10 protein-coding genes are annotated in these 11,859 nt (G+C 73.5%); 6 read left to right on the top strand and 4 right to left on the bottom strand.

What is annotated here, in order from left to right; all coding sequences use genetic code 11:
* Positions 1 to 16: 16 nt before the first annotated feature.
* Positions 17 to 1,042, bottom strand: a complete 1,026-nt coding sequence (locus KV381_RS12205) for a phosphatase PAP2 family protein (protein WP_030087805.1) — start codon at positions 1,040 to 1,042, stop codon at positions 17 to 19.
* A gap of 251 nt (positions 1,043 to 1,293) precedes the next feature.
* Between KV381_RS12205 and KV381_RS12200 the strand changes: the two genes are divergently transcribed.
* Positions 1,294 to 1,890: a histidine phosphatase family protein gene (locus KV381_RS12200; RefSeq protein WP_086779624.1), complete on the top strand. Its 597-nt coding sequence runs from the start codon at positions 1,294 to 1,296 to the stop codon at positions 1,888 to 1,890.
* A gap of 290 nt (positions 1,891 to 2,180) precedes the next feature.
* Here the strand turns inward: KV381_RS12200 and KV381_RS12195 are convergent, their stop codons facing one another.
* On the bottom strand, positions 2,181 to 3,641 hold the full coding sequence (locus KV381_RS12195) for a tetratricopeptide repeat protein (RefSeq protein ID WP_218785204.1): 1,461 nt from the start codon (positions 3,639 to 3,641) through the stop codon (positions 2,181 to 2,183).
* 294 nt (positions 3,642 to 3,935) lie between these two features.
* Here KV381_RS12195 and KV381_RS12190 point away from each other — a divergent pair, with 294 nt between their 5' ends.
* Together KV381_RS12190 and KV381_RS12185 are read left to right on the top strand one after the other, a co-directional pair.
* A complete protein-coding gene (locus KV381_RS12190) occupies positions 3,936 to 4,367 on the top strand; it encodes a hypothetical protein (RefSeq protein WP_373461020.1) in 432 nt (143 codons plus the stop codon).
* 77 nt (positions 4,368 to 4,444) lie between these two features.
* The gene (locus KV381_RS12185) at positions 4,445 to 5,422 is read left to right on the top strand and encodes a spermidine synthase (RefSeq protein WP_218785203.1); all 978 of its coding nucleotides are present in this window, start codon (positions 4,445 to 4,447) and stop codon (positions 5,420 to 5,422) included.
* Positions 5,423 to 5,437: 15 nt separating this feature from the next.
* Here KV381_RS12185 and KV381_RS12180 read toward each other — a convergent pair whose 3' ends face one another.
* Complete coding sequence (locus KV381_RS12180; RefSeq protein ID WP_030631958.1) at positions 5,438 to 5,992, bottom strand: hypothetical protein; 555 nt, start codon at positions 5,990 to 5,992, stop codon at positions 5,438 to 5,440.
* A 134-nt stretch (positions 5,993 to 6,126) separates the two neighbouring features.
* Here KV381_RS12180 and KV381_RS12175 point away from each other — a divergent pair, with 134 nt between their 5' ends.
* The 3 genes from KV381_RS12175 (at position 6,127) to KV381_RS12165 (ending at position 9,987) form a co-directional block, all read left to right on the top strand.
* Positions 6,127 to 6,858, top strand: a complete 732-nt coding sequence (locus KV381_RS12175) for a response regulator transcription factor (RefSeq protein WP_030631962.1) — start codon at positions 6,127 to 6,129, stop codon at positions 6,856 to 6,858.
* Positions 6,855 to 8,294 carry a HAMP domain-containing sensor histidine kinase gene (locus KV381_RS12170; RefSeq protein WP_030087819.1) on the top strand — a complete coding sequence of 480 codons (1,440 nt, stop codon included), beginning with the start codon at positions 6,855 to 6,857 and terminating at the stop codon, positions 8,292 to 8,294. Before KV381_RS12175 ends, KV381_RS12170 begins: the two co-directional genes overlap by 4 nt.
* A 217-nt stretch (positions 8,295 to 8,511) precedes the next feature.
* Positions 8,512 to 9,987, top strand: a complete 1,476-nt coding sequence (locus KV381_RS12165; RefSeq protein WP_218785202.1) for a cellulose binding domain-containing protein — start codon at positions 8,512 to 8,514, stop codon at positions 9,985 to 9,987.
* A 141-nt stretch (positions 9,988 to 10,128) separates the two neighbouring features.
* On the opposite strand, the gene KV381_RS12160 is transcribed toward KV381_RS12165, so the two are convergent.
* Complete coding sequence (locus KV381_RS12160; RefSeq protein WP_373461205.1) at positions 10,129 to 11,844, bottom strand: bifunctional aspartate transaminase/aspartate 4-decarboxylase; 1,716 nt, start codon at positions 11,842 to 11,844, stop codon at positions 10,129 to 10,131.
* Positions 11,845 to 11,859 lie beyond the last annotated feature (15 nt).

The following is an 11,859-nucleotide window of genomic DNA, read 5'->3' as shown; positions in this document are numbered from 1 at the left end:
GGACGGACCGCGTAGCTCAGCGAGCCGCTGCCGGAGCGTCGTCGCTCGCGGCCGCGTCGGCGGCGTCTCTGTCTGCCGGGCCGCCGACTGCCGTGCCGGGGGGATCTGCGGAGGTGGTCCGCTGGCCGGGGATTCGCTCACCCGGGGAAGTCTTGCACCCGGCACTGACATTCGGGGGCACGGTCGCCGGAACGGCCTCGGGAACCTCCGCGGGAACGGCGCTCCGGCCGCCTGCGGACCGGCCGTCGAACAGCACCGCGAGCGGGCCGGTGACCCGGGCTCCGGCCCAGGCCTTGGCCCGGTCCGCCAGCCGGACGACGGGCCGGACCAGCAGGGCGCCGACCCCCATCACGGCGGCGCCCGCGACGGCGTCCAGGAAGTAGTGGTTGGCGGTGCCCATCACGACGATCGTGGTGAGCAGCGGATAGGCGACGCCCGCCGCCCGGACCAGCGGATGGCGGCCGTGCCGCCACAGCAGGATCCCGCACCACAGCGACCATCCGACGTGCAGGCTGGGCATCGCCGCGTACTGGTTGGTCATCCCGCTCAGCCCGCGCGGGGCGCTCGCACCCGCGCCCCACCAGCCGTACGCGCTGTACTGCGCCATCGTGTCGACGAAGCCGTGGCCCGCGTCCAGCAGCCGGGGCGGACAGGTCGGCATCAGCGTGAAGCCGACCAGCCCCAGCAGCGTGGAGTTCATCAGCCAGACCCGGGCCGCCCGGTACGCCGACGACCTCCGCCGGAACATCCATATGAGGACGCCCGGGGTGACCAGGTAGTGCAGGGACGCGTACGCGAAGTCGGCGGGTATGCCGAGCGACGGGGTGCTGGTGAAGAGACGATTCAGCGGGTGCTCGGCGTTGAGGTACAGCGCCTGTTCCAGCCGCAGGATCGCCAGTCCGTGGTCGACGGCGGTCGAGACGTCGCCGCGCACCAGGAGCCGGCCCACCGAGTACAGCGCGTACACCACCGCGATCAGTGGCAGCTCCGTCCACCAGCGGGGCCGATGACCGGTCACGGGTGGCGCGGTGGCGTGCGGCATCCGGTAGCTCTCCCCATGTTCATGCGGCCGACGGCGAGCGTTCAACCGTACGGCGGCACCGTGCCGCCGGTTCCCCCGGGGTGTCCCCTTCCGGACATCCCGTACGCAGCGGTCCCCGCCGTGGTCGGAAGCGGTCGGCGGGCAGCTGCTCAGGGAGGGACGCCCGGACGGCCCCGGAGGTTGCCTTTCCGCCCGGTACGGGATGATGGAAGGCCCATCACCAGCGTTTCAGCGTTTCAGGGAGAGCCGTCATGGCACCGCGCATCCTGCTCGCCCGGCACGGCCAGACCCAGTGGTCGGTCCGGGGCAACCACACCGGCAGGACGGACATCCCGCTCCTGGACACCGGGCGCGAGGGCGCCGTACTGCTCGGCGAACGGCTGCACCGGGAGCCCTGGGCGGGGCTGCCCGGCGTCGAGGTCCGCACCAGCCCGCTCGTCCGGGCCGCCGAGACCTGCGAACTGGCCGGGTTCGGGAAGCGGGCCGAACGGTGGGACGCGCTGATGGAGTGGGACTACGGGGCGTACGAGGGGCTGACCCCGGCCCAGATCAAGGCGGACCGGCCGGACTGGCTGATCTGGCGGGACGGGGTGCCGGACGGGGAGTCGGTGGCCGACGTCACCGCCCGCGCGGACGAGATCGTCGACTGGGCGCGGTCGGCGGACCGGGACGTCCTGGTCTTCGCCCACGGCCACATCCTGCGGGCGCTGGGGGCGCGGTGGCTGGGCGAGGACCTGTCCTTCGGCGCCCGCGTCCGCCTGGAGCCGACGTCGCTGTCGGTCCTGGGCTGGGCGTACGGCCTGCCGGCCGTGGAACGCTGGAACGACACGGGCCACCTGGAGCGGTAACGCCCGCCCCGCGCCACCCAGCCGGTCCGGCGCGCGCACCCAGCCGGTCCGGCGCCCACCCAGCCCGTCCGGCGCTTGAGGACGGAACCCCCTGCTCGGGCGGGCGCTCCCTTGACGGAACCCTCGGTCCTCTCCAGCAGACGTCCCCCTTGACGGAACCCTTAGGCCCTCTCCAGCCTGTCCGGCGTTTGAGGACGGAACCCTTTGGCCGGGTGGGCGGCTCCCTTCACGGACCCCGGGGCTCGGGAGCCCCTGATCAGCACCCGGGAACGTGCTCAACGGTTCCGTCCTCAATCGCCGGACGGGCTGGCGGGTGCGCCGGACGGGCTGGCATGCGTGGCGGCGGTGGACTCCCGGTGGCGGGTCAGGAACGTCGACGCCGGGCCCACCCCCGCCCGGGACTCCAGCACGCGCGCCGCCCCCGCCAACATCCCCCGGATCCGCGACGACTGCACCCGGGTCAGCAGATCCAGCACCTGGTGCCCCGCGGCCGCCGCCTCGTCCGCCCGCCCCGCCCGGGCCAGGTCACCCGTGAGCTGGGCCCGGTACAGCGCCAGGTTCCGGGTGAAGTGCGCGTCCTGGAGCACCACCGCCCGCCGCCCGTGCCGCGCCGCCCGGGACCAGTCGCCCAGCGCCGACCAGCACTGCGCCTCCAGCAGCTCCAGCTCCGCCTCCCGGAAGAAGCTCATCCACTCCGGATCACCTGCCGCCGGCCCCCGCTCGAACGCCGCCCGGGCCCGCCCGATCGCCCGGTCGCACCCCGTACGGTCACCGAGCCCCGCCCGGCCCCCCGCCTCCCGCAGCGCGAGCAGCGCCAGCAGCCGGGGCGACCCCTGCCCACGGGCGGCCCGCTGTCCGGCCTCCGCCGCCCGTACCGCCTCCCGGGGCCGCCCCGCGTCCCGGGCCAGGAACGACGTGTTGCAGAACGCGTGCGCCTCAAGACCCGCGTCCCCCGCCAGCCGCGCCGTGGCCAGCGCCTCCGCGTAGTGCGAGCGGGCGTCGTCGAAACGGCCCGAGTCATGGGCCAGCCAGCCCACCGAGATCGCCAGCTCACCGGCCCCGGCGTGCAGCCGGTCCGAGGTGGCGCGCCGGGCGGTGGTCCCCGCGTCCAGCAGCTCGTACGCCGCACGCAGCGGCTGCGCGGCCCGCCGGTAGAGCCCGTCCGCGCCGTGCCGGTCGTCCAGCAGCCGGATCTGCCGGACGGCCTTCTCGACGGCGCTCACCTCCGCCTCGCCGACCCGGCGCTGCGCGGGCAGAGAGACCCGGGCGGCGGAGGCGGGCGCTCCGCCGAGACCCAGGGAAGCGGCCGCCACCGTGGCGGTGCCGCTCGTCATGAACACGCGACGCAGCACGTCGCTCTCCTCGGTAATGGGGACGGGGACGGTGAGTTCGTCGGTCTCGGGTTCGGGTTCGGGTTCGGTGTCGCGGTGGGGGAGCGCGGGACCGGCCTCCGGCGCGGGCGGCGGTTCGGACACGACCCGGGCGCCCCGCCCCCGTACGCTCTCGCGGGCCGAGAACCCCAGGTCGGCCAGGGTCGCCCCGGGGAACATGTGCAGGAAGACACGCTCGTAGGCGTAGTTCGGGCAGCGGATCTCCCCGGACTCCACGCGCCCGATGTACCGGGCGTCGCACGCGACCTGCTCCCCGATCTCCCGTGCCGCTCTGCGGACGGCCGCCGCGAACTCCCCGGCGGAGCGCTGTCCGCGCAGCCGACGGAAGGCGAGGTTGGGAACTGCCGCTGTCGACACCATGGCCGGCCCCTCTCTGGTGCGGCCGGGATCCGTGGTTCCCGGTGTCCCGGCGGAGCAAGAACGTACCTGCTGTGACGAGGCGCACACACAGCGTTTCGTTGCGAAAGGGGCATTCCGCCACCGATCCGCCATGAACTGCCACCCTTTGCGGCGGTGTGGGCCCGTAGCCCTTGACGCACCCGCGGCGTTGGTCCATGTGGAGACGGAGTGTGGCTCCGTTCGGCGATGAGAGGAGGGGTTCCCTTGTTGCACCTCGGCAGGGAGACCGGCTCACGGACGACCGCGACGCAACCGATGCCCCCGACTGCCCCGACGGCCAGGACCGGTCCGAGGAACCCCCTCGCCCCCGCGGCCCCCGCCGCCTCCGCACCGGGGGACCAGTCCTGCGACCTCGTCACGGTCCCGGCGCGCCAGGGCCTGGAAGCCGTCGACATCCTCCGCCGGGGACGGGACCAGGAGGCCGTCGGCCCGGTCCTGCACGACGGCGCCTGCGACACCCTCGGCTTCCTCGTGCCGCCGGGCACCGCCGACGCCTGGGACGTACCGGGCAGCGCCTGTACGCGGACCGACGGGCGCGGCCTGCGCATCCCCGCCGAGCCGCCCGCCACCGGCGCCGGCTGGCTGCTCCCGCCCGCCGACGACGCCCCGGTCACCGATCCGGCCGTGCTCCGCGCCGCCCTCGACCAGGCCGCCCGGCTGATCGAGGCGGCCGACAACTGCTGCTGAGCCCATAATGGCCGGACGGGCGGAACACCTCCGCCGCGGCCGGCGACCCGGGCCCCCACCAGCGAGGATCAGCGAACGTGGCACGTCGAGGAGCGCCGGCCCGGGGCGGGAACAAGGCCGCGGGCACGGACAGGGCCACGGGCCGGAACAAGGGCAAGGGCAAGGGCAAGGGCGCCGGTACGGGCACGGGTGACCGGGCGCAGGACCGGCGGGGCGAGCGGGAGCCCGTCTCGCGGCAGGTCGGCGGCGGCCTCGCCGAGCTCATACCCGACCGGGAACGCCCGCACGGCTGGACGCTCCTGATCGACCGCGCCCCGCAGTCCCACGTGGACCTCGACGACCCGGCCCACCTCTCCTTCGCCTACCAGCGCCGCCTCGGCCACGTCATCGACCTCGCCGCCCCCGCGCTCCAGCCGCTGCACGTGCTGCATCTGGGCGGCGGCGCGTTCACCCTCGCCCGGTACACCGCCGCGACCCGCCCCCGCTCCACCCAGCAGATCGTCGAGCTCGACGCGCCCCTCGTGCAGTTCGTCCGCGACCACCTCCCGCTCGACCCCCAGGCCCGCGTCCGGGTCCGGTCGGCCGACGCCCGCGAAGGGCTCGGCAGGTTCCCGGACGGCTGGGCGGACCTGGTCGTCGCGGACGTGTTCAGCGGGGCCCGCACCCCCGCCCACCTCACCTCGGCGGAATTCCTCACCGAGGTCCGCCGGGTCCTGAAGCCCGAGGGGCGGTACGCGGCCAACCTCGCCGACGGGCCCCCGCTCGCCCATCTGCGCGGTCAGGTGGCCACCGCCGCCGCCGTCTTCCCCGAACTGGCGCTGGCCGCCGACCCGGTGGTGTGGCGCGGCCGCCGCTTCGGCAACGCGGTCCTGCTCGCCTCGGCCCTGCCGCTGCCGGTCGCGGAGTTCACCCGGCGAGTGGCGAGCGACCCGCACCCGGGCCGGGTCGAACACGGCCGTGCGCTCACCGACTTCACCGGCGGCGCGGCCGTCGTCACCGACGCCGCGGCCAAGCCGTCCCCGGCGCCGCCCCCGTCGGTCTTCGAGAACCCCTGATCAGTCTGCCCAGGCCTACGGTTCGACGATCTGCACCGTCGGCGGTGTCCCGTTCCAGGTGCAGAACACCGAGTACGTCGTGCCGTCCTTCCCGCCCCCGTCGCCGAAGTCCACCCGGATCCAGGCGTCGTTCGTCCACACCTGCATCGACCAGCCCGGCTCCGGCGTCGCCGAGACGAGCTTCGCCGAGTCGGCGCCCAGCTCGAACACCACCCGGCCGCCGTCGGTGCGATAGCTCTTCACCGTGCCCGAACTCGTCGGTGCGGGCGGCTTCGCCGGGGTGGCCGAAGGCGTACGGGAAGGGCGCGGGGCCGACGGCGAAGGGCTCGCGCCGCCGGTGCGCGGGGAGGCGGAGGGCGAGGGCGACGCCCGGTGCGTCGAGGAGACCAGCGGCGGCTCGGTGGACTGCCCGATGCGCTGCGGCGGCCCCGCGCCCACCGAGACCGGCACCGCCCGGGGCGGGTCGTACGCCGTCCCCGTCATGACCGTGTGCACACCCCACCACGAGAGCGTGACCGCCGCGCCGGTGGCGAGCGACCACGCCAGCGCGTGTACGAGTCCTCGTTGCATCGGGCACATCCTGCACCACCCGGCGCGTCCCCGCTCCCGCCCGGGGGCCACGGACAACCACCCTTCTCCGGCCTTTGCGGAGGTTTCCGGCGGGGCCGGGACCGGGCCCGCCGGCATGGCGTACGGTGCCGCCCATGGCAAGTGTGCTCGTGGTCGAGGACGACCAGTTCGTACGTTCCGCCCTCATCCGGCACCTCAGTGAGGCCTCCCACACGGTACGGAGCGTGGGCACCGCGCTCGAAGCGCTGCGCGAGGTCGCGCACTTCCGCTTCGACGTGGTCATCCTCGACCTCGGGCTGCCCGATCTGGACGGCGCCGAGGCGCTGAAGATGCTGCGGTCCATCACCGATGTGCCCGTGATCATCGCCACCGCCCGGGACGACGAGAGCGAGATCGTCCGGCTGCTCAACGACGGCGCCGACGACTATCTGACGAAGCCGTTCTCCGTCGAGCACCTCTCCGCCCGGATGGCCGCCGTGCTGCGCCGCTCGCGTGCCACCGGCGGTGAGGCGCCGCCGCCCCGGGTCATCCGCGTCGGCGGGCTCTCCATCGACCCGCTGCGCCGCAGCGCCGAGCTGGACGGGGCCGGACTCGACCTGACCCGGCGCGAATTCGACCTGCTCACCTTCCTCGCCGGGCGGCCCGGCGTGGTCGTCGCCCGCAAGGAGCTGCTGGCCGAGGTCTGGCAGCAGTCCTACGGCGACGACCAGACCATCGACGTCCATCTCTCCTGGCTGCGCCGCAAACTCGGCGAGACCGCCGCCCGCCCGCGCTATCTGCACACCCTGCGCGGCGTCGGCGTGAAGCTCCAGCCGCCCGCCGACGCCCCGCACCCCGACACCCCGGTCGCGGAGCCGCCCGCATGAGATGGGCCCTGGTCAAGGTCTGCCTGGCGGTCACCGCGATGGTCGTCATCGCCTTCGCCGTACCGCTCGGACTCGTCATCCGCGAGATGGCCAGCGACCGGGCCTTCTCCGACGCCGAACGCCAGGCCGCGACGATCGCCCCGGCCCTCTCCATCACCACCGACCGCGAGGAGCTGACCCGGGCCGTCCTGTCCACCGAACCGGGCGACCGGGGCCGCCTGGCCGTCCACGTCCCCGCCGAGGACGGGCCCCTGGACATCGGCACCCGGCGCGCCACCCCCAAGGACGTGGAGACCGTGCGCAAGGCCGGGCGCGCCTCCGTCACCGAGGTCACCGGCGGGTTCGCGCTCCTCCAGCCGACCGCGCTGAGCACCGGGGACATCGCCGTCGTCGAGGTGTTCGTCGCGGAGGGCGACGTCTCCAACGGGGTCGCCACCGCCTGGCTGATGCTGGCGGGCGTCGGCGTCGCGCTGATCGTCGGCTCGGTCGCGGTCGCCGACCGGCTCGGCGTACGGATGGTGCAGCCCGCCCAACGCCTCGCGGGCGCCGCCCAGGACCTGGGGGAGGGCCGCCTCGGCACCCGGGTCCCGGAGGAAGGGCCCACCGAACTGCGGTCCGCCGCCGTCGCGTTCAACTCCATGGCCGACCAGGTCGTCCAGCTCCTGGCCAACGAGCGCGAGCTGGCCGCCGACCTCTCGCACCGGCTGCGCACCCCGCTCACCGTCCTCCGGCTGAACGCCGCCTCGCTCGGCGAGGGCCCGGCGGCCGAGCAGACCCGGGCGGCGGTCCAGCAGCTGGAGCACGAGGTCGACACGATCATCCGGACCGCCCGCGAACAGCGCCCGGCGACCCAGGGAGTGCAGACGGGCGCGGGCTGCGACGCCTCCGAGGTGATCCGCGAACGCATGGGCTTCTGGTCGGCGCTCGCGGAGGACGAGGGCCGCGAGGTGCGGCTCGCGGGAGTCGACCGTACGGTACGGATCCCGGTGGCCCGGCCCGAACTGGTCGCCGCGCTCGACGCGTTGCTCGGCAACGTCTTCCGCCACACCCCGGAGGGCACCGCCTTCGCCGTCGACGTCCACCACAGCGGCGACGCGGTCATCGTGCTCGTCTCCGACGCGGGCCCCGGCATCCCCGACCCGAAGGCGGCCCTCGCCCGGGGCGCCAGCGGCCGCGACGGGTCGGGCGGGTCCGTCGGCTCCACCGGCCTCGGCCTGGACATCGTGCGCCGGGTCGCCGAGTCCACCGGCGGTGACCTGCGCATCGGCCGGTCCGTCCTCGGGGGCACGGAGGTCCGGATCTGGATCGGCCTGCACGGCAGCCGCCCCGAGCGCGGCCGGCGCGGACACGGCCGTCGGGTCGGCCGCCGAATCGGCCGTCAGCGGGGCGGCGAGCGCGGCGGCGAGCCCCGCACGGCCACCGGCCCCCAGCGCTGACCCACCGTCGGCGCCGCCCCGCCGCCCGTACCGGCACCCACCCCGTCGGCCCCAGCATTAACCCGCGCCCATGCGTTCCTTAAGCGCGCCCTAAGAACATCAACTCGCGTCCGTAACGCCCCCTTTGCCCGTTCCGCTGCCGCTAGCGTGCTCTCGAAATCCCCGGACGGCAACCCCGGGCGGATCCGCAGAACACAGAGGCAGGCAGGGCACGTTGATGGCTTCCCGTACGCACCGTCGCACGACGACCACCCGCACCCGGGCGATCGGCGCGATCGTGGCCGCCGCCGTCATCGGCGGCACGGTCTTCGCGCTGACCGGCACGGCGCAGGCCGCCGCGATCGGCGCCGCCTACACCCGTACCAGCGACTGGAACGGCGGCTACACCGGCCAGTACGTCGTCACCAACGAGACCGACAAGCCCCTCACCGACTGGACGCTGGAGTTCGACCTCCCGGCGGGCACGCGCATCGGCTCGCTCTGGAACGGCGAGCACACGGTGCAGGACAACCACGTCACCGTGAAGCCCGCGAGCTGGGACAAGGAGCTCGCCCCCGGCAGGTCCGTCACCGTCGGCTTCGTCACCTCCGCCACCGGCACCGCGGGCGACCCGGCCGGCTGCCTGATCAACGACGCCGCCTGCTCCGTCGACGGCGGCGCGACCCCCACCCCCAGCGGCCGCCCCACCGACACCCCGACCACGGCCCCCACGCCGACGGCCACCCCCTCCGCCATCGCCCCCACCAGCCCCCCCACGCCGACCCCCACCGCCACCGGCCGCCCCGGTGGCGGTGGGGAAACCGGCGCCCGGTTCGCCCCGTACGTCGACACGTCCCTCTACCCCGCCTACGACCTCCTGGACACCGCGACGAAGACCGGTGTGAAGGAGTTCCACCTCGCCTTCATCACCTCCGGGGGCGGCTGCGCCCCGCTCTGGGGCGGTGTCACCGGCCTCGGTGACGACCAAGTGGCCTCGCAGATCGGCGCGTTGCGCGAGAAGGGCGGTGACGTCCGGGTCTCCTTCGGCGGCGCGGCCGGCGCCGAACTGGCCCTCAACTGCTCCTCCGCCGACGAACTCGCCGCCGCGTACGGCAAGGTCGTCGACGCCTACGGCCTCACCAAGGTCGACTTCGACATCGAGGGCGCCGCCCTGCCCGACACGGCCGCCAACACCCGCCGCTCCCAGGCCATCGCCCAGCTCCAGAAGAAGTATCCGGACCTCGACGTCGCCTTCACGCTGCCCGTCATGCCCGAGGGCCTCACCCAGCCGGGTGTGGACCTGCTGGCCGACGCGAAGAAGAACGGCGTCCGCGTCGACGGGGTCAACATCATGGCGATGGACTACGGACCCGCCTACAGCGACGACATGGGCGCATACGCGATCCAGGCGGCCACCGCCACCCAGGCCCAGATCAAGGGTGTCCTCGGGCTCTCGGACGCCGCCGCGTGGCAGACCGTCGCGGTCACCCCGATGATCGGCGTCAACGACGTCGTCACCGAGATCTTCACCGTCGAGGACGCGGGCCAACTGGTGGAGTTCGCCGGGCAGAAGGGCATCGGACGCCTCGCGATGTGGTCCGGCACCCGGGACAAGGCCTGCCCCGGCGGCCCCAAGCCGGCGGCCGACGCCACCTGCAGCTCGATCGACCAGGAGCCGCTGGCCTTCACCAAGGCGTTCGCCGCCCACCAGTAGCCCACCCGTCCCGCCCGCCCCATCCGGAAGCCCGCACGCCCCCGAACCACTGAGCCCCCCACCGCGCGCCCCGGCCGGACCCCACCCCACCTCCGGCCGGGGCGCGTCCCCACGCCCGGCGCCCGCGCCCGAAAGGTGCCCTCAAGCGCCGGACGGGCTGGAGTCACCCGCCCGCCACTCCCGCGCGTACTCGTCGAAGATCGCCCGCAGATGGTGGCCGATCTTCAGATAGTCCAGGTCGTCCAGGTTGGCCAGCGACACCCGCACCGACCACTCGGGGCCGTCGAAACCGCCGCCGTTGAGCAGCACCACCGAGGTCTGCTCGGCCAGCCGGAACAGCGGGTCGACCGGGTCGTAGTTCTGCTCCAGGAAGTCGGCGAACGGCTTTCCGTGCACCCGCTCCGCCTCGGCCAGCAGATCCAGCTCGATGTAGTACGCGGCCCGCTTCGGGTCCTCCGAGACCTTCATGTGAACGCCCTCCAGCAGGAGTTCGAGCCGCTGCCGGACGATCGCCCGGATCCGGTGCTTGTACGCCTGCCCCTCGTCGAGCATGTCGAAGAGCGAGAACAGCGCCATCATCGTCTGCTGCGGCAGCGAAAGACCCGCCGTGTGGTTCAGCGCCACCTGCCGCGAGTCCGCCACCATCCGGTCGATGAACCGCATCTTCTCCGGCTCCAACGACAGCGACCCATAACGCCTGTTGAGCCGGTCCTTCTGCTCCCGGTCCTGCTCCGCCAGCATCGTGTCGATCACGTTGTCGTCGTGCAGCGCGATCACCCCGAGCCGCCAGCCGGTCGCCCCGTAGTGCTTGGAGTAGGAGTAGACGAGGACCGTGTTGCGCGGCAGGTCGGCGGCGAGCGAGCGGAAGCCCTCCACGAACGTTCCGTACACATCGTCGGTCACGATGATCAGGTTCGGGTTCCGCTCACGGACGATGGAGACCAGCTGCTCGGAAACCCGTGAAGAGAGCGCCAGCGAGGGCGGATTGCTCGGGTTCACGCAGCAGACCAGCTTCACCGACGGATCCGCCAGCTTGGCGATCTCCTCCTCCGGGTAGCGCCACTGCCGCACCCCGGTCTCCGTGAACAGGTTCGCCTCCACGTGCACCACGTCGAAGTCGTACGTGTCCAGCTCCGGGATCTCCAGGTACGGGGTGAACACCGGGACCATCAGGGCGATCCGGTCGCCCTTCTTCAGGATTCCGTTCTTCATCAGCGAGTCGAAGACGTAACACATCGCCGCCGTGCCGCCCTCGGTCGCGAACAGGCTCAGCGTCTGCTCCTCCGGCGGCCGGTGGTCGAACATCTCGTCCGCGACGTAGCCGCGCACGATCTGCTCGGTGTGGCGCAGGATCCGGTCCGGCACCGGGTAGTTGTCGCCGATCGAGGAGTCCGCCAGTTCGTGCACGAAGGCGTCCCGGTCGAAGCCGAACCGCTTCACCGCCAGGTCCACGCTCGCCTTCAGCAGTTCGATGCCCGGCAGCTCCGGATGCGTACGGACGAAGCGCTCGAAGCGCTCCGCACACCCCGACTCCTCCGGCATGCCGCCCAGGTTGTCGGCCGTCCACACCCGCCGGGACTCCGACAGCGCGAAGTAGCCGAGCGCGTGGTACGCCTCGCGGGGCCCGGTGGCGACCCAGTTCGGGTTGCCCCGGCCCGCGTTGAGCATGGCGCGGGTCGTCTTCCCCTTCTGGCCCGGACGGTCGCTCTGCGCGTCCGTCGCGATCCGGATGAACGTGTCCTTCAGCTCGAAGGGCGAGAGCCGGGCGTACGACCGGATCTCCTCACGGCTGAGGCCGGCCCCGCGCGTGGGGGTCGTCCCGCGCGTGGCGGTTTCCGCGGTGGTGCTGGTGTCCATGGTGGTGTCCGTTCC

This window comes from Streptomyces sp. WY228 (assembly GCF_019287315.1).
GTDB lineage: Bacteria > Actinomycetota > Actinomycetes > Streptomycetales > Streptomycetaceae > Streptomyces > Streptomyces caviscabies.
The sequence above is the reverse complement of the archived record's forward strand: the minus strand, read 5'-3'. Positions and strand labels throughout refer to the sequence as shown.

Excerpts from the sequence above, each read along its gene's own strand:
- KV381_RS12205 (WP_030087805.1), bottom strand. The coding sequence starts at position 1,042 with ATGCCGCACGCCACCGCGCCACCCGTGACCGGTCATCGGCCCCGCTGG.
- KV381_RS12200 (WP_086779624.1), top strand. The coding sequence starts at position 1,294 with ATGGCACCGCGCATCCTGCTCGCCCGGCACGGCCAGACCCAGTGGTCG.
- KV381_RS12195 (WP_218785204.1), bottom strand. The coding sequence starts at position 3,641 with ATGGTGTCGACAGCGGCAGTTCCCAACCTCGCCTTCCGTCGGCTGCGC.
- KV381_RS12190 (WP_373461020.1), top strand. The coding sequence starts at position 3,936 with ATGCCCCCGACTGCCCCGACGGCCAGGACCGGTCCGAGGAACCCCCTC.
- KV381_RS12180 (WP_030631958.1), bottom strand. The coding sequence starts at position 5,992 with ATGCAACGAGGACTCGTACACGCGCTGGCGTGGTCGCTCGCCACCGGC.
- KV381_RS12175 (WP_030631962.1), top strand. The coding sequence starts at position 6,127 with ATGGCAAGTGTGCTCGTGGTCGAGGACGACCAGTTCGTACGTTCCGCC.
- KV381_RS12170 (WP_030087819.1), top strand. The coding sequence starts at position 6,855 with ATGAGATGGGCCCTGGTCAAGGTCTGCCTGGCGGTCACCGCGATGGTC.
- KV381_RS12165 (WP_218785202.1), top strand. The coding sequence starts at position 8,512 with ATGGCTTCCCGTACGCACCGTCGCACGACGACCACCCGCACCCGGGCG.
- KV381_RS12160 (WP_373461205.1), bottom strand. The coding sequence starts at position 11,844 with ATGGACACCAGCACCACCGCGGAAACCGCCACGCGCGGGACGACCCCC.